Source organism: Candidatus Chloroploca asiatica (genome assembly GCF_002532075.1).
In the GTDB taxonomy this organism is placed as follows: Bacteria; Chloroflexota; Chloroflexia; order Chloroflexales; family Chloroflexaceae; genus Chloroploca; species Chloroploca asiatica.
This window is the reverse complement of sequence record NZ_LYXE01000193.1, coordinates 1-18,670: the sequence shown is the minus strand read 5'-3', so window position 1 is coordinate 18,670 and position 18,670 is coordinate 1. Positions and strand designations below refer to the sequence as shown.

The following is an 18,670-nucleotide window of genomic DNA, read 5'->3' as shown; positions in this document are numbered from 1 at the left end:
CCCTGTCACCCCGAGCGCAGCGAGGGGTCTTCCATGCGCCGCAGCGAAGATTCCTCACTCCGTTCGGAATGACATGGCGGGCGTTGCCCCCCGCTGCGCTCTCCTTGTCACCCCCCGAGCGCCCGCCCTGTCACCCCGAGCACCCTCCTTGTCACCCCGAGCGCAGCGAGGGGTCTTCCATGCGCCGCAGCGAAGATTCCTCACTTCGTTCGGAATGACATGGCGGGCGTTGCCCCCCGCTGCGCTCTCCTTGTCACCCCCGCTGCCTCCGGCTCGTTCGCCTGGGGTGGAGCGTCCTCTTGGTGCGGGCATTGAACCACCAGTCCATCCCGATGCCGCAACGCTTGTCCCCCGAACCCTGGGCAACGACACCGCCAACCTCATGCGAAACAAGCCAACGCTATGACGCTCCCTCGGCCCGTGAATAAAAAACCTACCCCCAAAAGGTGCCCCTGCCCCGCGTACGGGCACGGGCAAACCGTGCCCCTGCCCCGCCTACGGGCACGGGCAAGCCGTGCCCCTACTATGGTGCCAGGGCCGTCGGCGCTTCCGGCGGGGCCGTTGGCTCAACCGGCACCGCCGTCGGCTCAACCGGCACCGCCGTCGGCTCAACCGGCACCGCCGTCGGCTCAACCACCGGGATCGTCGGTTCCTCGGGCGGAATCGTCGGCTCAACCGGGGGTGTCGGATCATCCGGCCAACCCGGGGCCTCCTCGGTCGGGATTGGTTCAAGATCAGGTGGCGTGGTAGGGTCAGGCAAGAAAGTTGGGGTTGGAATGATAATCGGTGGCACAATAACTGGCGGCACATAGATCGTCGGGGCAGGCGTCACCGTCACCGACTCAATGGTCGGCAAGATTTCTGTCGGGGTCGCTGAGGGCAACGGTGTCCTGCTCGGCGTTGGCGTCAACGTAGGTCGTGGCGACGGCGTAAGCGTTGGTCGCGCTGTCGCCGTTGCCGTCGCCGTTGCCTCAATGGGCACCGTTGCACTCGCCGGAGGCAAGCCGGGTGACGGATCGCTGCCCGGGGTCACGTTGCCCCAGATCAGACCCACACTCGCAAAGGCGTAAAAGGCAACGACAATAGCAAGTGCCGTCACAAGGAACGCATAGATCATCCGTTCACGCGCAGGAAGATCGTTGAGCCACCCACGCATCCCAATTGAAGTTGCCCCTGCCGGAGCCATTGTCAGGCTATGGCCAGGTCCAGACGTTGAAGAGAGACCAGAGCCCGTGTATAATGGGCACTTGACATGATCAGACGACAAACAGAATGCGGTCTGATAATCAGGCTGAACAAGGGGAATCTCCTGGGCCTGACCAGCAGCGTAACAGCGATGTTCAGGAGTCGGTGAAGCAAACCGAATCGCCTGATTCTGTTTGAGCCCGAGGTATGGACAGTGGCCGGTTGATTCAACCATAAAACTTGTCTACTCCAACAACAACACGACTATTCGCCATTATAGCCCCGTCACGTAAACGGCGTCAACGAAGCGCAGGTTTTTATGCGGATTTTGCTTGTCTCAGATATTCATTCGAATCTTGTCGCCCTTGAGGCAGTGCTCCAGGCCGTCGGTAGTTTTGATGAGTTATGGTGCCTGGGTGATACTATCGGCTATGGACCACGCCCCAATGAATGTGCCGCGTTGATCCGTGAACATGCGACCATTACCATCACCGGAAACCACGATCTTGCCTGTCTCGGCAAGATCGATCTCCGCGATTTCAATCCCGAAGCACGTAAGGCCAATCAATGGAACGGTCAACAGTTGCTCCCTGAACATCGCGCCTGGCTCGAAGAGTTGGAGCCAACGACGATCGTTGATCGTGAGATTATGCTCGCCCACGGTAGCCCCCGTGAACCAGTATGGGAATATCTGCTGGCTCCCGAGACGGCCTCGGCAAATTTCGAGCTCTTCACGCAACAACTCTGTTTCATCGGGCATTCGCATGTGCAACTCGGTTTCCGTCAACGTCACGGCTTTGACCGGGTCGAGCGTTTCTTCCCGGATTTGCTACGCGTGCCTCCACGCAATAACGTGATTGATCTCAGTAGCAACTGTCGTTTTTTCATTAACCCTGGCAGTGTCGGTCAGCCACGGGATCAAGATCCACGCGCAGCCTATGCTATCTTTGATCCTAGCGCTGGTACGCTCACCTTTGCCCGCGTTGAATATGAAATTACCCGTACCCAACGCGATATGGTCGAGGCAGGCTTGCCAGGGCCGCTGATCCGTCGTCTGGAATATGGGATGTAACCAACGGATATGCAAAAACTTGAACAGCTCTATCAGGCCCGTTTCGCTCGCTCTGGCTACCTGGCAGAGAAGGCCCGATCACATTTTCCAGGTGGGGTCACCCACGATGGGCGCAGCGCGGCACCGTTCCCTCTCTTTATAGAACGTGCCTCAGGCGCAAATAAGTGGGATGCTGATGATAATCAACTGATTGATTACTGGTGTGGCCACGGGGCGTTGTTGCTTGGTCACGGGCATCCGGCAATTGTGGCGGCGGTGCGCGAGCAAATTGAACGCGGTACCCACGCCGGGGGCGAAAATGCGCTCGCCCTGCGCTGGGCCGAGTTGATCAAGCAATTGGTGCCTGGGGCCGAACGGGTGCGGTTTACCGCGTCAGGCACCGAGGCAACGATGCTCGCGCTTCGTCTGGCACGGGCTGTGACCGGTCGCCCCCGCATTATTCGTTTCGAAGGCCACTTCCACGGCTGGCACGATAGCGCAGCCCCCGGCGCTGATCCCGATGATCCGCACGCTGGGCTCTCGGCCGATATCCTTGGCAATATTCTGACCCTGCCAGCCAGGCTTGAACTCGTTGCCGCAACGCTCGCGACCAACGACGATATTGCTGCAGTGATCCTCGAACCGACCGGGGCAGCGTATGGCATTGTGCCGCTCGCCGATGCGTTTTTGCAACAGGTGCGCACGCTCACCGCTGAACACGGTGTCCTCCTTATCTGTGACGAGGTGGTCACAGGCTTTCGCGTGAGTCCCGGCGGCGCAGCGGCGCGCGCTGGTGTCACCCCCGATCTTACCTGTCTCGCCAAGATCCTCGCCGGCGGTCTGCCCGGTGGTGCCGTTGTGGGCAAAGCCGAGATTATGGATCGTCTCGCGAGTGGCCCCGATAGGCGCGATGTGCGCGGGCGCATTCGCCATCAGGGGACCTACAATGCCAATCCGCTCTCGGCGGCGGCCGGCGTAGCCTGCCTCGAACTCGTTGCCACCGGTGAACCTGGGCACCTCGCCGCCCTACGCGGTCGTGAACTCGCCGAGGCAATGAATGAGGTCCTGCGCACGCGCCACCTCCATGGCTTCACCGCCTATGGCGATGGCTCCATTGTGCATCTCTTTGCCGACCCGACGAGCCAGGTCAGTCCGGGTGATGTGCCCACCGGGGTTCCCCTCGCGACCCTCAAACGTGGCGGTGATGCCACCATCACCCACGCCTTGCGCATGGCCCTCCAGATTAACGGGGTGGACTTGATGCGCGGGCGCAGTGCTTTTGTCAGTTCGGTTCACACGAGTGAGCATGTACAGGCCACTGCTGCCGCCCTGGACGACGCTCTTGCCATGCTGAAAGCAGCTGGCATGATCAAGCAATAGATTATTATGCAGAAATCACCCGCCACCGCATCTGTGGCTTCACCTCACTTGCCGCTTCCATACATCATTATCGCCGCCGTCGCCCTGATCGCAAGCCTCGCCATGGTCATTCCTGGTGACCCGGAATGGTGGAAAGTCGTGGTGCTCGGCATTGTCCAGGGCATTACCGAGTGGCTGCCTATTTCGTCAACCGGCCACCTGCTCATCGTCTCGAAGCTGCTCAACTATCAGGGCAGCATTGGGGGTACCTTCGAGATCTTTATCCAGGTGGGAACGGTCGTCGCAGTGGTGGCTTTCTATATTCAGGATCTGCTCAAACAGGCGCAGGCGTTGCTCGGGCGGAGCACAAGCGAGGAGGCCCGCGCTGCCAGGACGCTCTGGCTTGGCATTGTCATCGCGATGGTTCCAGCCGGCATCGTCGGGTTGCTTGCCCGCGATTTCATCAAAGCGGTGCTCTTTGAAACCCCTCAGGTGATCGCCGGGGCACTGATCTTCGGTGGCATCGTCTTCCTGGTGATTGAACTGATCCCACAGCGCCAGACCCTCACCACCGAACTCGGCCAGGTTTCGTGGAAGCAGGCACTAGGTGTCGGCATTGCACAGATTTTTGCGCTGATCCCAGGGATGTCACGCTCGGGTTCGTGCATCGTTGGTGGCTTGTTAGCCGGGCTTGATCGACGTACCGCCACCGCTTTCTCGTTCTACCTAGCGATGCCCGTGCTCGGTGGGGCCACCCTCGTTGATCTGATCAGCAGCCTCGATGACGTGCAACCCGACGATTGGGGGCGACTCTTGCTCGGTGCCGTTGTCTCGATGATTGTCGGCTACCTCACCATCGGCTGGCTCTTGAATTATATTGCTCGCCACAACTTCGTCGCCTTTGGCATCTACCGCATTATCATCGGGGTGCTCATTCTGGGGCTTGTGGCGGTGGGTGTGCTCTAATCTGAACCAAACCCTACCGTGCGATCAACGGCACATAGACGCCCCCCGCGCTCATCCATGGTGTCTCGATCAGCACGGCTGGCGGTGTAGAGATAGGGCCAGTAGGTGCGGCTGAAGCGTGTGCCGGTGGTAAGCAATCACAACAAAGATCGCTCTGCATCAATCTCGGTCTAGATCGATGGCGAGGTGATGGTGCCCGAGTTCGGGGTGCATATGATCAGTCGGTTCAGGGGGAGGGGTAACGTCTGGCCGTGGTTGTACCTCAAGCCGCCAGATCTCCTGGGCAGGCGCAAAGCCAGCCCGGGTGTAGAAGGCCCTGGCCCGCTCGTTCGAGGCGGTAACGTAGAGTTGCACGCGATCAAAGCCATGCTCAGCCGCCCAGGCTGTGCTCGCGTTAACCAGTTGTTGGGCCAAATCCGTTCCACGCGCACGCTCATCAACATAGAGCGCCACCAGTTCGGCCCAGCGGCGTTGCGCAAACAGCGGCGAGTCAAGATGTGATTCCATCAAGAGCAGACCAACCGGTTCGCTATGCGGCGGATCGTCGGCAGCCGCATCAACCCAGGCCAGCAGCCAGAGCGAGCCAGGGGCCTTGTGGGTACGCACAAAATGCTCGTGCAACAAGGCCTGCCAGCCCTCGGCAAGGGCAAAGCGCGAATCGAGTGAAGCGTTAAAGGTGTGCAGGGCCGCAAAAAGACGCGCAACGTCTGCGAAGTCCTCTTCAGTTGCGACAGCCAGGCGAAACGCCCAAGGATGAGCAGACAAAGCGCGTGTCATGACAACTCCAAAAAACGAGAACGAGGGGGGTGCAGACCACCCAGAACCTCATGCGGGAAACCTGCCCGGTGTGCGCCGCAAGGATCTTGGGGGTAGCAGCCTCCGTCCATTCGCAACGCCCATCGTCCGCCGTTGGCTGAGCTTGTCGAAGCCAATCCCGAGAGTGGAAATCGTAGGTTACAGACTACTCAGTAGTTTGTAACCTACGTTTCTTGATCCCAGCGCAGCCTTCGACAGGCGCAGCCTTCGACAGGCGCAGCCTTCGACAGGCCCAGCCTCCGTCCATTCGCAACGCCCATCGTCCGCCGTTGGCTGAGCTTGTCGAAGCCAATCCCGAGAGTAGCAATCGTAGGTTACAGACTACTCAGCATGACAAGGCAGCCCCTTCAAGCACCATTGGCATAAACCATGTTACGACCGAATCAACCCCAGGACTTCGTCACGTTTCTCGACCATCTCTTCAGGTGAGGCAACCGACTCGAGATTCAGCCGAATGAGCGGCTCGGTGTTCGAACCACGAACATTGAAGTGCCACGTTGGATAGCTCACCGAAACGCCATCCATCCGCTCGATGGTGGCATCGGGATACTGTGTCGCAAGCTTTTCGAGGGTGCCTTTGACATCGGCAACCTTCGAGTTGATCTCGCCCGAGATGAAGTACTTCGCTTCAAGCTCTTGCAACAGATCGCTCATCTTGATGCCCCGTTTCGCCAGCATCTCCATCAAGAAGAGCGACGGCAAGAGGCCCGAGTCGGCATAGAAGAAATCCTTGAAGTAGTAGTGACCGGTCACTTCACCAGCAAAGACCGCGTCTTCCAAAGCCATACGCTGCTTGATGAACGCATGGCCGACCCGCTCCATCAGGGGGGTGCCGCCCTTGGCGCTGATCAGGTCGGGCACCGCCCACGAGGCGCGGACATCGTAGAGGATCTTGGCGGCAGGATACTTTTCGAGCAGGTATTGCCCCATAATCGCCGTCAGGAAGTCGCCCGAGATAAACTCGCCACGATCATCCACGGCAAAGAAGCGGTCGCCGTCGCCATCAAAGAGGAAGCCAATATCAAAGCCTTCGGCCACCACCCGCGCCTGCAATTCGGCGCGATTCTCGGGCTGCAAGGGATCAAGGCCGTGATTCGGCAGATTGCCGTCAGGATCAAGGTACATCCCGGCAAACTCGATCGGCAAACGCTCGTAGAGCGCTTGCAGCGAAGGCCCAACCATACCATTGCCTGTATCGGCAATCACCTTGAGCTTGCGATCTTTCAAAAGATCAACATCGATCAACGAAAGCATCTTCTCAATGAACTGTGCCTGGAAGTCAAGCTCGGTCATTGTGCCTTTGCGGGTCGGCGTTGCAAAGGCCTCGCTTTCGACGAGATGACGCAGATCCTGGATGCCCTCGTCGCCGCTGAGCAGGTAGGGCATCTGGCGCACCATCTTGAAGCCACTGTACTCTTTGGGGTTATGCGAGGCCGTCACCATCATGCCAGCCTCACCGAGCGTAGCACAGGCAAAATAGTATTGATCGGTGCTGACCATGCCAATGTTGACCACATCTGCGCCCTGATCCATCAAACCACGCGTCACCGCCTCGAAAATGGCCGGGCTTGAGATACGCATGTCACGCCCGACAATGACCTTTTCTACCCCAAGAAAGCTTGCAAACGCACGTCCGATGAGATAAGCTGCATCCTCATTCAAGTCGGTCGGATAGATGCCACGAATGTCATATGCTTTGAAAATTGACGGGTTGACGTCCACGTTCCCCCCCCCTTTGCACTCAGCGGCGACGCACCCAGTAGCGTCGTTGCTTCTGTGCTGTATGCTACCACACCGGCGCAAGGTGCAATGCAGATCTGAGGAGCAATCCAGCCCTGATTCCGTGCCGATTCGTACCATTTTCGCAAGCAATCTGCGTTTTTTCTCATACCGCAGTTCGTGGAAGCGTGGGGCAAAGCTCCCTCCGCCTGAAGGTAAGCCTCCAGGGAGGCTGGGGGCCTACGGCTGAAGGCCGACAGCACCCAAGCATCGCGCTTGTGCTGGCGAGAATAGCTAGCACATCTATGGGTTTAAGGAGAATGTGATGCCCAGATGTAATCATCCAGGACGGTTGTTTCTACTGATTGGCAGTAGCTTGCTTGTCGTTGCCATGCTGATTGGCAGTGTCCCAGTTGCCGCCCAGAGTCAACCGCCGAGTCTGGCGGTGAATCGTTCCGTAGTCACGCCGGGGATGCGCCTGACGCTGACGCTCGCCGGGTTTACGCCGCAGATCGATCTCTCGGCCCTGTGGAACGGGAGCAGAATTGCCGATCTTGGCCCAGCAGTAGCTGGCTCATTTACACGCACCCTCGAGGTGCCCCTCGACGCCCAAGCAGGCACAGCAACCCTCAGGGTCTGTGCCGCGCTCTCGGATGGCACCTGTTTCACCGGGGAGTTTGCCCAACAAGCCGAGGTGCAACTCTTGGTCGAGCCAGGGTTAGGCATTGTGCCTGCGGCGCTCTTGCGCCGCGCCGCGACGTTTGTCGCCGAATTACGGGGCAGCCCACTCGTGCCAAACTGGGCCGAGGCCCGCCTGGGCACCGTTGCTCGCCCACTCTATCGCCCCGATCTTGGTGATGTGCCCGCCTACTATGAAATTGAGGTGCTTGGTACTCCGACGCTGGGTCAACAGCTTGAACCCAACCAGGCTCCACCTCCAGCAGACATACCGGCTGGCTTTATTATCCTCGCCACTGGCGAGCACGATCTGCCCATCCCTCACTGGCATAGCGAAGGCCCAACGCTGACCGAGCAGATGCGCGCCCAAGCGCAAGCAAACGGCCAGGCTGCGCCCGAACAGTTCTTCAAGCTTGATACGCTCGCCTATGCAGCGCAAGGGCCAAAGGGGGAAGTCGTGGCAACCCTCGGTTCAGAACTCGTGCGCATCGTTGGTGCCTCACCCGATCTTCACCAGACCTTCACAGAAGATAGTATGATGGAATGGACCCCGGATCCCGAAGGTGGCGAAGGTACGACCATCGAGCGTGGCCCTGGCACCCCGAATGGTTCGGCCCTACCCGACGGCTTTACCCTGGCCGAATGGGAGTCGTGGGAAGCGCTTAAGGCGGGCTATACCGAAGCCTATACGCCGTATATGGCCAATCTGCGCGATCTGGCTGCCGAGGCATGGACATTCGAACGCGAGGCCAGCACCTTTGGCCTTGGCCTCCGCGTTGGCGATATCTACCACCTGCCGCTCATTGGTGAAACAGGAGCGGGGAGCACACCAGCCGTGGCCTTGAGCGGCCCTGGCGAAACCTTGGTCGAAGGCGTGCTGGTCGAGAACGAAGGCCCGCTCCCCTTCTATCGGATCACGGTTATCGAGGATCGTCCAGGCACTGACGTCGAACTGATCGCGACCGTTACCTATGCAGACAACACCAGCGAGCAATTCACCTTCTTCATTATTGGCGCGCTACCAAACCGCCTCTATCTCCCGCTCGCCCTGGTGGGCAACAGTGCAACGCGCAACCTCGTTGCCCAGTCAGGGGCGCACCTTGCCCAGAGTTGGGGGCCGTGGCGCTTCTGGTGGGCCGGCACGAAGGTCGACCAGCGGATCTACCGCCAACTCCGCCGCGACGAAGGCCCCAATACGTCACGCTGCGTGAGCGGCTGTGGGGCCACCGCCTGGGCCATGCTCTTTGGCTGGGTTGACCAGCAAGCCCACAATAACGTCGCCCCGTGGGTCGGCAGTGAAGGCATCTACCGTACCGGAGGCTTTGCGACCGGCTCGCCAGCGGCTATCGCGCCACCGCAGATGAACAACCCGCTTACCACCGAACAGCAAGGCGTTGCGACGATGACCTGGGAGATCCGCGGGCGCATCGGCACCTTCTGCGCAGCCGGCAACGGGGCCACGTTCCCGTGGCGGATGAGCGATGCACGGCGGTATCTCCAGAATCGCAGCCCCAATCCGCTGCGCACTGACTACAGTTCGGTGGGCATCAAACGTGACCGTTTCCGCAACGCCGCCCGTGACTCCATCGTCCTACGGGGAACCCCGGCGATCATCGGTACCGGCTGGCTCAGCCACTACCCACTGGCCTACGGTTATGCCGAACGCACCCGCCCTGTCCGCTCGTGCAACATCTTAGGGCGCAACTGTAGCTGGAAGACCGAATTCCAGCGCTCCTTCTTTGTCAACCAGGGCTGGGCTGGCAGCGACGACAACCTCGCCTGGGTCTCTTCAGGAACCTGGTTTGTCGGTCAGATCTATCCGACACGCTAAGGATCGCCTTCGATGCAGCAAGGCACGGCCAGCAGAACTGGCCGTGTCTTGCTGCATCAAAAACTTATTCGCACACAATACCCTGCGTGGCATAGAAATCAAGCAGGGGCTGATTGAGCAGGACATCAGTCAGTTCAACTGGTTGTCGCAACAGATCGAGCTCGCTGAGCAGGGTCGCCTGCGCCGCCCACACGTTGGGGGCACTGAACCCAATACAGCGCTCGCCGGGGCCATGCTGCAACAGGACAATCGTCTCGGCAGCCTCGAACGTGAGTTGATCGCGATCAAGTTCAGGATTGTACGTTAAAATCAGATCGATAGCTTCATCAGGATTGGCAATAGCATCCTGCCAACCACGAAGAGTCGCTTCAACAAAGGCCTGTACCGTACGGGGATTATCCCGCGCAAAAGCCGCCGTCGTAAAGAGCGTATCACCCATCATCTGGACACCATAGTCCCGAGCGAGGATCAGATCAACCTCGGCCCCTTCACGGCGTGCGGTAAAAGGCTGATCAGTCGCGTAGACCGGCCAGACATCAACCCGGCGCTCAAGAAACGGTGCGATATTATAATCGCCCGGGATCTCGGTGATCTGCGCGCGGTCAACCCCACTCGCCGCCAGCAACGCCAGATACTCGGTCTCGACATTATCGCCGTAGAACATACCAATGGTGCGCCCTGGAAAATCTTGTGGGCCAGCGATCCCTGCGTCAGCATGCACCATAAACGCGACCGGACTGGCCTGGAACCAGGTTGCCAGGGCCACGATATCGATGCCCTGCTCACGGGCCAGCAGCACCGTATCGGCCCCGGTACTGCCAAAATCATCAGCACCAGCCGCCACCAGCGGCAACGGCACCATATCAGGGCTGCCAGGGTGCAGCGTCACCTCAAGGCCGGCCTCGTCATAATAGCCCTTGAGCAAAGCCACAATATAGCCAGCAAACTGCCACTGCGGAAACCACTGCAAGCGCATACTGACGACCGGCTGTTCGGGGCCATCAGGCACCACCGAGGCCGCAGGCTGCGCTGGCGCACCACAACCGACGACAAGCACCCCTACGAACACAACCAAAACCAGACGACGCAACGCTCGCGACATAGAGCAACCTTTCACCATCCGACACCAACGTACGTGTTCACTCTTCTCCTGGGAACGAGGGCGTCCCGCCCTATGTGAACAAGCTCCCCCAACCATCAAGCGGTCTAACCAGGGCGCCGCCAGAAGACAATCAGGCGCTCGGCAAGTGCAATAGCCCCATGCAACGTCAGGCTAATCAGCGCAGCCAGAACCACTGCCGCAAAGACGCGATCCGTCTGGAGGCGATAGCTAGCGACACTGACCACAAACCCGAGGCCGCGCCCACTCCCGGCCAGTTCACTCACAATTGCCCCGACAACTGCCAGCGCCGCCGCAACCTTAAGCCCAGCAAAGATGGCGGGCAAGGCCACAGGAATGCGCAGATGCCACAAGAGTTGCCAGCGATGCGCCCCCCACGAACGCATCAAGGCAAGTTGTTCGGGCGAGAGATCACGCAACCCCCGCGCCGCACTGACCAGCACCGGAAAGAAGGCAAACAGCGCCGCCATCGCCGCCCGTGGCGCAAGGCCATTGCCCAGCCAGATCGTCAACAGCGGCGCAAGTGCCGCCGCAGGCACCGCCTGCGAGAGCAACACCCACGGATAGAAGGCATCCTCGACCGGGCGGGCATGCACAAACGCGACGGCCAGTAACAAACCCATCGCCGCACCAAAGCTCAACCCAAGCAACGCCGCCGACGCAGTCGCCCGAGCGTGCCCAAAGAGATCGCCCCGCGGATCGCCAAAGCTTGCCACGACCTGCGAAGGCGTAGGCAGCAGATAGCGGGGCACACCAGCCGCAGGAAGGCCCCACTCGAGCGCGGCGAGCAGCAACACCATCAGCGCCAGCGCAGCAGCATACCGGCGCATGAGACGGAACAGCCATGCGGAAACGCGTGGCGTTGCCCGCAGATCACGTGAAAGAGCACGATTCGACATGCTCCTATCGTACCACGAAACTGATCCTCATCACTACTCACGCTCGGCCAGTGGCGCACCCTCGGCCAGCTTGGGCGCATAGATCCCCCGTCGCTCCTCGGGCAAGAGAAGCGCAATGCGCCCCATCAAATCATCGGTCAACCTGGCCATCTGATCCGCCGGGATTTTCGTCCCAACGGGCACCTCAATGCGATACGGCTCACCGATGGTCACATGCACGGGACGGCGCTTGATTGTCCCCCAAAAACCCAGTTCAGTGCCAGTTAATGCCACAGGTACAATCGGCACCTGGGACTGCATGGCAATGCGCACGGTGCCCCCGCGCCCAGCCCGCAGAATGCCTGTCCGCCCGCGGGTACCTTCGGGGAAGATCAACAAAACCTTGCCTGCACGCAGGGCGGCAACCACCGCATCAAGGGCGGCCAGATCGCGCTGTCCGCGCTTGATCGGCACAACATCCATCGCACGCAATAACAAACCTGCCGCCGGGTTTTCAAAAAGCTCGGCTTTACCCATCCACGAGAGACGATAGCGAAACGGGAGCATCGCCCCGATAATCGGAATATCAATCCAGTGAACGTGGTTCATCGCGATGATCATACCGCTGGCTTCACGGGGAGGCAACCGCTCGATGCCCTCAACACTCCAGCGAAACCAACCAATCAGACGCATAAAACCAAGCCAGAGATAGAGCAACCCATACGCAAACTGGACAAACATTAGCGTACCCCCAGACCAGCAACATAAACAAGGTAGCCACCAAGCCATCCACCCACCATCAAGAGTGCCGCACCGAGCACATGAAGACGAAGATAGCCGCGTCGTGCTTCAGCATCCTCGAGCAGATCGGGGCGACGACGGCGACGCAGCAAGGCTAAGCCATACACCAGTAGTGCGGCAATACTCGTAAACGCATGTGCATTCACACGCCCAATCAGTTCATTTGTATAGAGGGCATCAGGCCCAGTCAAATGACGTGCCGCATCAAAGATGCCGGTAAGGACCGCAACGAGGCCAGCAAACCAACCGACCAACAGACAGTGATACGCGCTGGTTTCCCATGCGCCCCGCATCTGCCGCAGGGCCAAGAAGGTAAAAAGCGTGCTAACGAGCAAGAGTGCGATCGGAAAATGAACCGTGATCGGATGCAAAACATACATAGGACATGCTCATAATCTTCAGCGCGACGGATCCAGATCAGCGGCCGCCACAACCGGAGCAGCGGCAGCAAGCGCCTGCTCAGCTTCCTGCGGATCGCGGAGACGCAAGATATCCTCACGGGCACGGATGATCGCTGCTGCGGCAGGCGTACCGAGCATCGCTCCAAGAATGCCCACCAGGATCCCGCCAAGAATGGTCGCAATGAACGTCACCAGCGGATGCAGACGAAGCTGCGTGCTCGCCAGTTTATTCTGGATAATCGTCTGGATAATATTCTGCATCAGCAGCACGACAAAAAGCACCATAATCGCTGAGCCAACGCCACCAGCGCCGAGGGCCACCAGAAAGGCAAAGGCGCCCGACACAATCGCCCCGAGATAGGGAACATACGAAGTGACCATTGTCACCAGGCCAATCGTCAAAGCCAGGGGCAAACCAAGCAGCGCCATTGTACTGCCAATTGAGACCGACACGACCATACTCGAAAGCGTCAGCGCATAAAAATAGCGCCGCACGGCATTCGTCGTATTGGCGATCACGACTTCCCCCAATGCAGGGGCCAGGCCAATATTCCGGGCCAGCCAACCCACAATACCATGCCAGTCTATTAATAAATAATAAAGCAAGAAAACACCAAGAAAAAGACCCATAAAAAGACCGATCATGCCCGCAAAACTAGCCGTAAAGAACGACCCTACACCCGCCGCAATCTGGGGCACGGCATTCAGTGCATTGGTCACCGCCCAGTCAAACAAGCCAACCGGCAGATCTGCGTCAGATGTCCATCGTTCAAGCGCTTGCAAGCCCGACAGCACAAGCTTGCCGATCTGGTCACCCTGACCAAGAATGCCATGAACCGCCAGCCAGAGCGCCCCCACCAGGATCACCCCAAGCAAAGCCATCACCCCGAGCGCACTGAAGAGGCGGGGAACGCGATGAGCCTCAAGCCAGTCAACCAACGGATAGAAGAGCATTGCAATAACCGTGGCAAGCACCAGCGGAACCACCAGGCTTCCAATCGCACTCATAATGAACAACATAGCGATCGCAAATGCAGCGACTCCAAGATAGAGCCAGCTACGAATGCCGATAGCAAGCAACCCTGGACTAACCATATCCAGTGGCGAACGACGGTCAGGCTTCTGCTCCATCAATAATTATCCTCTCCATCGTACCCATACCAAGGCCTCGTCACATGTGAACCGTTCCCTATTGTACAGCGTTTTGCAAAGACGGCGATGCGATTATATCATTGTTGCTTCTCATCGCAAGGCATGCTATATTCGGAGGCAGGCAGAGCATTTGCGTGCCCTCTTCATGTGAGAAAGTTGTGCTATGTTGACGCCCGACGCAGGCCGCCTTCCCTTGCCTCCCGATGATACCGTTTTGCATGATTTCATTACCGAATTAGCGCGCCTGGTGCGGGCCGAGGCCAATGAAGCAACACGGCAGATCGAGCATCTCTGGTCACAACCGCTGTTAAAGCGAGTTGCGACAGGGCGGGCGATTGATGCTGTCACGATCGTTAAGGTACACCCTGACGGTCTGGTTGAACTACGCTGTCATCGCAACGAATCACGTTTTCGTGAGGGCGACATGCTCTGTTTGAGCCGCGGCGACCCTTTCGCTGAGCCAAATTTCCTTGTCACGCTCGAGCTTGATGAAGAGACGGATCTGCTTGTCTCGACTGATGCACCTGGGATCACGGCTTTTGACTTTGTCGCTCAACCCGATGGCTGGGTGCTTGATGAGGGTTATCTCAATGTGAGCGACTACATCCTGGAGGCACTTGACGAAGCCGCCGATACGGCGGCTGGTCGCGAACGAGTGCTGCCCTTGCTCACCGGGCAGATCCGGCCAAGCCTGGATCTCGAACGCTTTGAATATGCCCTTGAGCGGGCTGAACAGTGGGGGCTTAACACGCAGCAGGCTGATGCGGTTGCGTCAGCGTATGCGAGCGATCTTGCCTATCTGATCCAGGGGCCTCCGGGAACCGGCAAGACGGTAGTGCTGGCCCGCCTCGCCCAACTCTTTGCAGAAGATGGCGAGCGTGTCCTGGTGACATGCTTTACCCATCGGGCGATCGCCAATGCCCTGAATAAACTGGCCGAGCTCGCCTCACGCGAGGATGCGACACCGGTGACGGCGGTGAAGATCGGGCATGAGGCCCGTGCCGATGGACTACAGGTTGAGCATTATGCCACGTTTGACTCGTCGCCGCTCTGCGATCTCTCCGGGGCGTATATTGTTGGCGCAACGCCATTTGCTACACGCACACGTCGGTTGCACGGGGTAGAATTCGAGACAGTGATTGTTGATGAAGCGAGTCAGATCACGCTCCCGCTGGCTATTATGGCGATGCTCGTGGCGCGGCGTACGATTTTCGTGGGCGACCATCAGCAACTACCGCCCGTCCTGGCGACCCGCTATGGCGACCAGATGCTGCGCGATTCGGTCTTTGGTGTACTGGTTGACCGTGGCTTCGATACGATGCTCGAAGAGACCTATCGCCTCAATGATGTGCTGGCCGCCTGGCCAAGCAAGGCCTTTTATGCGGGACGCCTTGTGCCCGCCGAAGGCATAGGATCGCGACGCATCAGCTATGCGCAGCCGCCCGAGCGCTTTGCTGAGATTCTTGATCCAGCCGTGCCGAAGGTCTTTGTTGATCTTGGTCATCGGAGCGCCACCACGCGCAATGAACAGGAAGCCCAACTCGCGGTTGAGCTCATCCTTACCCTGGTGGCATGCGGGGTGGCTCCTGCCGAAATCGGCGTAGTGACACCCTACCGCGCCCAGAGTCGGGCCATCCGCAATCGGTTGCGTCAAGCACTGCCCGAGCGTAATGCAGAGCGCCGTGCGCTTGTGATTGATACCGTTGAACGCATGCAAGGCCAGGAACGCGATGTAATCATTGTGTCACTGACGAGTTCCGATGCCAGGTTTGTCAGTGAAGTGGCCGATTTTTTCTTCCAACCTGAACGCCTCAATGTGACGATCACGCGCCCACGTCACAAATTGATTATCCTGGGCAGTCGTCATGTGCTTGAGGCTCGCCCTGGTGAGGCAACTTCACAACACGGGCTTGAATTATGGCGTGATCTGCTTGCCAGTTGCGCCCACCCGAGCATCACCTGATCCCACCGTTATGGCAAAGTTTCTTCCCGAACGTCCAGTTGGCTCGTACCCGCGCGAAACGATTCGCGTCTTTCGGCTCCTCAAACAACTCCCTGATAGTTTTGTTATCTGGCAACGGCTGACTATCCAGGATCACGGGCCTTCCTTTCTAGTCTATACGCAGGAAGAGCGCTGCGCCTTGATCACTGTTGTCCCTGCCACCCTCACCGATATGCGTCAGGCGCATCAGCAAGGTCTCTTTGGCGCAACGACCGCGCCCGGAACCACGGAAACAGAGGCCCTCAATCAGTTTCGGACGCACCTGGATGTTGCCGATGCCCTCGCATGCATTCCTGGCCTCATCCTCTTCCCAGGCATACCGGTCGTCGATCTGCAGACGGCCCTGGGCGAACCTCCACCAGGCATTGTCTGGGGTGCCCGCGAGGATCTGACCAGTGAGGCGTTTTTACCCTGGCTCGTGTCCCGGCTTGGTTCACGCTGCACACCCGAGCAGTTTGAGCGTTTGCGACGCGCTTTTAGCCCCGAGATCATTATTCCTTCCCAGCTTACCATCCGCCAACCACTAGTGCGCGCCACCGAACCAGTGCTGACCGAATACCTGCTCAGTTACCAGCAAGAGTGGGTGCTCAAATATGATCTTGAACTCTCCGAAGAGGCTGAAGAAGCCAACCACGAGTTGCACCTACAACTTGTCAATGGTGTAGCAGGCAGCGGCAAGTCACTGCTCCTGCTGTATCGAGCACGCTTGCTCCGTCAGTTTTTTCCGCGCAAGCGTATGCTCGTCTTGACCCACAATCGTCCCCTTATCCGCGATCTCCAGCATCGGTATCACGTCTTGAGCGGGGGCGATCAGGGCGTCGAATGGAAAACCTTTTTTGGGTGGTGCATCGCCTATTGGCCGACGTCACCCAGGCCACGTTTGATCAAAGAGTATGAACAGCGTGCGCTTCTGCAGCAAGCCTGGGAACAACACCTCGCCGATACGTCGATCTCGCTTGATCTCTTCAAGAGCGAAATTGATTGGCTCAAAGATCGTCTGATTACGACACGCCAGGGTTATCGCGAGGCCGATCGCAGTGGCCGCGGCTTTGCGCTCAAAGAATCGATGCGTGACCGCGTGTACGGGGCGATTCTGACCTATCAGCATCTGTTGAATGCAAAAGGAAGGCTCGATTTCGGTGATGTGCCGCGCCGTATCTGGCGCGCTTTGATCGAAGAAGACCCCCACCTCCCAACCTATGATGTTATCTTGATTGACGAGGCTCAGTTTTTTGCCCCGATCTGGTTTGCGATTATCAAGCGCGTTTTGCCAATGCAGCGAGGACAGATTTTTCTGGTCGCCGATCCCACCCAGGGCTTCCTCAAACGACGCCAATCATGGCTCGCCAGTGGCTTCAATGTGCGTGGTCATACCCGCCGTCTTGACCGGTGCTATCGTACAACCAGGGAGATTCTGGCCTTTGCGACCCGCTTCTATCAGCACCGCTTACCCGACGATGAAGAGGCACTCATTGCCGCCAATGTGCAGCAGACGCCGAGTGGGTTGCCGCCTAAAGTCGTTGCCCTCACTAGTGAACAGGATGAACTCACACGGGTCGTCAAGGAGGTCAAGGCACTGGTTGCAGCTGAGACACCGCTTGAGCATATCTTGATTTTGCACGCCGACTGGCAAGGCACCAACCGACTGCTCACACGACTCAGGGCTGAATTTGGTGCGACGCATGTGACTCATCCCAAAGAGGGTGTGCAGCCGGAACAGATCCGCGTCTGCCAACTTGGTTCAGCGACTGGCCTCGAGAGTCCGATTGTCTTTCTTGTCGGCATCCATCGTCTGCTTGAAGCCGAAGGGAGCCTGCGGCTGTCTGAAGAGGAACGAGCCGAGCAGATCCGCGATAATACCCGCAAGCTCTATATGGCGATGACACGTGCAGGCCAGCGTCTGGTCGTAACCTATGTGGGCGAAGTGCCGAGTCTACTAGAGGCGCCCCACACATAGAAGCACCCGCGCACCCCGGAACGTCACGATAGTTTAGATCTTTGCGCCTTTGCGCCTTTGCGTCAAAAAACCATCTTATGTGAGACGTAGCCGTACCTGACCCGCCGTGCTTTCGGCCAGTTGCGCGCTGATGCGATCGACGTCCGTTACGGGGACACGCGCCGTTATGACGACGGTTGCCCCAAAAGCTTCGTCATCAATCAGCGCCTGGGCGTTTTCGAGGATGCGGCGCACCGTTGCATAGAGGCTGTAGTCTATTTCGATGCGCAGGCACTGCAAGACGACGTGTTCGCCGCGGGGTAACTCGGCAAGCACGGCTCGCACCGCATCGCTATAGGCCCGTACCAATCCTCCCGTGCCAAGCAGGGTTCCACCAAAGTAGCGCGTCACAACAACCGTGACATCGCCCAGATCAGCCCCGCGCAACACGGCCAGCATCGGGCGTCCGGCTGTGCCCGATGGTTCGCCGTCGTCGCTCATACCGGCGGTGACGCTGGCTCCGTAGCCGACCAGGTAGGCGAAACAGTGGTGCGTCGCGTCGGGCTCGGCGGCACGAATGTCAGCGATGAAGGCTTTGGCCGCGTCAATATCGGGCGTATAGCCCGCACGGCTGATGAAGCGTGAATTGCTGACCATCAACTCGGTTGTTGCACGTGCGGCAGGGATAGGATAACGGGTAGGGCTACGTCAAAGTGGTAGCCCATCGTGTATCCTTCTGAAGGAATGATCGAACGCTTCAGGAGGACACGATGGA

General features: G+C 58.7%; 15 protein-coding genes. 6 read left to right on the top strand and 9 right to left on the bottom strand.

The genetic code is table 11. From position 1 onward, the window contains the following. Positions 1-523: 523 nt before the first annotated feature. Positions 524-1,420 carry a hypothetical protein gene (locus tag A9Q02_RS22925; protein WP_097655407.1) on the bottom strand — a complete coding sequence of 299 codons (897 nt, stop codon included), beginning with the start codon at positions 1,418-1,420 and terminating at the stop codon, positions 524-526. 84 nt (positions 1,421-1,504) lie between these two features. Between A9Q02_RS22925 and A9Q02_RS22920 the strand changes: the two genes are divergently transcribed. The 3 genes from A9Q02_RS22920 to A9Q02_RS22910 are packed head-to-tail and all read left to right on the top strand — an operon-like array spanning position 1,505 to position 4,561. Beyond that, complete coding sequence (locus tag A9Q02_RS22920) at positions 1,505-2,257, top strand: metallophosphoesterase family protein (RefSeq protein ID WP_097655406.1); 753 nt, start codon at positions 1,505-1,507, stop codon at positions 2,255-2,257. A 9-nt stretch (positions 2,258-2,266) separates the two neighbouring features. Then, entirely contained in the window at positions 2,267-3,616 is a 1,350-nt protein-coding gene (locus A9Q02_RS22915) for an aspartate aminotransferase family protein (RefSeq protein ID WP_097655405.1), read from the top strand. A 6-nt stretch (positions 3,617-3,622) separates the two neighbouring features. Further along, positions 3,623-4,561: an undecaprenyl-diphosphate phosphatase gene (locus A9Q02_RS22910; protein WP_097655404.1), complete on the top strand. Its 939-nt coding sequence runs from the start codon at positions 3,623-3,625 to the stop codon at positions 4,559-4,561. 159 nt (positions 4,562-4,720) lie between these two features. Here the strand turns inward: A9Q02_RS22910 and A9Q02_RS22905 are convergent, their stop codons facing one another. Continuing rightward, a complete protein-coding gene (locus tag A9Q02_RS22905) occupies positions 4,721-5,338 on the bottom strand; it encodes a GNAT family N-acetyltransferase (RefSeq protein WP_097655403.1) in 618 nt (205 codons plus the stop codon). A gap of 411 nt (positions 5,339-5,749) precedes the next feature. Then, positions 5,750-7,099, bottom strand: coding sequence for a phosphomannomutase/phosphoglucomutase (locus A9Q02_RS22900; protein WP_097655402.1), 1,350 nt, complete (start codon positions 7,097-7,099; stop codon positions 5,750-5,752). Positions 7,100-7,421: 322 nt separating this feature from the next. Here A9Q02_RS22900 and A9Q02_RS22895 point away from each other — a divergent pair, with 322 nt between their 5' ends. Beyond that, entirely contained in the window at positions 7,422-9,605 is a 2,184-nt protein-coding gene (locus A9Q02_RS22895; protein WP_141509160.1) for a hypothetical protein, read from the top strand. A 64-nt stretch (positions 9,606-9,669) separates the two neighbouring features. Here A9Q02_RS22895 and A9Q02_RS22890 read toward each other — a convergent pair whose 3' ends face one another. From A9Q02_RS22890 to A9Q02_RS22870, 5 genes are all read right to left on the bottom strand, one after another. After that, a complete protein-coding gene (locus A9Q02_RS22890) occupies positions 9,670-10,707 on the bottom strand; it encodes an ABC transporter substrate-binding protein (RefSeq protein WP_097655400.1) in 1,038 nt (345 codons plus the stop codon). A gap of 104 nt (positions 10,708-10,811) precedes the next feature. Then, complete coding sequence (locus A9Q02_RS22885; RefSeq protein ID WP_172451299.1) at positions 10,812-11,624, bottom strand: ABC transporter permease; 813 nt, start codon at positions 11,622-11,624, stop codon at positions 10,812-10,814. 33 nt (positions 11,625-11,657) lie between these two features. Next, entirely contained in the window at positions 11,658-12,344 is a 687-nt protein-coding gene (locus A9Q02_RS22880) for a lysophospholipid acyltransferase family protein (RefSeq protein ID WP_097655399.1), read from the bottom strand. Further along, positions 12,344-12,784, bottom strand: a complete 441-nt coding sequence (locus A9Q02_RS22875) for a DUF2231 domain-containing protein (protein ID WP_097655398.1) — start codon at positions 12,782-12,784, stop codon at positions 12,344-12,346. Before A9Q02_RS22875 ends, A9Q02_RS22880 begins: the two co-directional genes overlap by 1 nt. A gap of 18 nt (positions 12,785-12,802) precedes the next feature. Further along, positions 12,803-13,936, bottom strand: coding sequence for an AI-2E family transporter (locus tag A9Q02_RS22870; protein WP_097655397.1), 1,134 nt, complete (start codon positions 13,934-13,936; stop codon positions 12,803-12,805). A 184-nt stretch (positions 13,937-14,120) separates the two neighbouring features. On the opposite strand from A9Q02_RS22870, the gene A9Q02_RS22865 reads away from it, so the two are divergent. Beyond that, positions 14,121-15,920 carry a DEAD/DEAH box helicase gene (locus tag A9Q02_RS22865; protein ID WP_097655396.1) on the top strand — a complete coding sequence of 600 codons (1,800 nt, stop codon included), beginning with the start codon at positions 14,121-14,123 and terminating at the stop codon, positions 15,918-15,920. A 10-nt stretch (positions 15,921-15,930) separates the two neighbouring features. Further along, a complete protein-coding gene (locus A9Q02_RS22860) occupies positions 15,931-17,916 on the top strand; it encodes a UvrD-helicase domain-containing protein (protein ID WP_097655395.1) in 1,986 nt (661 codons plus the stop codon). Between the two features lie 75 nt (positions 17,917-17,991). Here A9Q02_RS22860 and A9Q02_RS22855 read toward each other — a convergent pair whose 3' ends face one another. After that, positions 17,992-18,582, bottom strand: coding sequence for a YigZ family protein (locus A9Q02_RS22855; protein WP_281256951.1), 591 nt, complete (start codon positions 18,580-18,582; stop codon positions 17,992-17,994). Positions 18,583-18,670 lie beyond the last annotated feature (88 nt).

Coding starts and splice junctions, on each gene's coding strand:
- A9Q02_RS22925 (WP_097655407.1), bottom strand. CDS start 1,420: ATGGTTGAATCAACCGGCCACTGTCCATACCTCGGGCTCAAACAGAAT.
- A9Q02_RS22920 (WP_097655406.1), top strand. CDS start 1,505: ATGCGGATTTTGCTTGTCTCAGATATTCATTCGAATCTTGTCGCCCTT.
- A9Q02_RS22915 (WP_097655405.1), top strand. CDS start 2,267: ATGCAAAAACTTGAACAGCTCTATCAGGCCCGTTTCGCTCGCTCTGGC.
- A9Q02_RS22910 (WP_097655404.1), top strand. CDS start 3,623: ATGCAGAAATCACCCGCCACCGCATCTGTGGCTTCACCTCACTTGCCG.
- A9Q02_RS22905 (WP_097655403.1), bottom strand. CDS start 5,338: ATGACACGCGCTTTGTCTGCTCATCCTTGGGCGTTTCGCCTGGCTGTC.
- A9Q02_RS22895 (WP_141509160.1), top strand. CDS start 7,422: ATGCCCAGATGTAATCATCCAGGACGGTTGTTTCTACTGATTGGCAGT.
- A9Q02_RS22890 (WP_097655400.1), bottom strand. CDS start 10,707: ATGTCGCGAGCGTTGCGTCGTCTGGTTTTGGTTGTGTTCGTAGGGGTG.
- A9Q02_RS22885 (WP_172451299.1), bottom strand. CDS start 11,624: ATGTCGAATCGTGCTCTTTCACGTGATCTGCGGGCAACGCCACGCGTT.
- A9Q02_RS22880 (WP_097655399.1), bottom strand. CDS start 12,344: ATGTTTGTCCAGTTTGCGTATGGGTTGCTCTATCTCTGGCTTGGTTTT.
- A9Q02_RS22875 (WP_097655398.1), bottom strand. CDS start 12,784: ATGTATGTTTTGCATCCGATCACGGTTCATTTTCCGATCGCACTCTTG.
- A9Q02_RS22870 (WP_097655397.1), bottom strand. CDS start 13,936: ATGGAGCAGAAGCCTGACCGTCGTTCGCCACTGGATATGGTTAGTCCA.
- A9Q02_RS22865 (WP_097655396.1), top strand. CDS start 14,121: ATGTTGACGCCCGACGCAGGCCGCCTTCCCTTGCCTCCCGATGATACC.
- A9Q02_RS22860 (WP_097655395.1), top strand. CDS start 15,931: ATGGCAAAGTTTCTTCCCGAACGTCCAGTTGGCTCGTACCCGCGCGAA.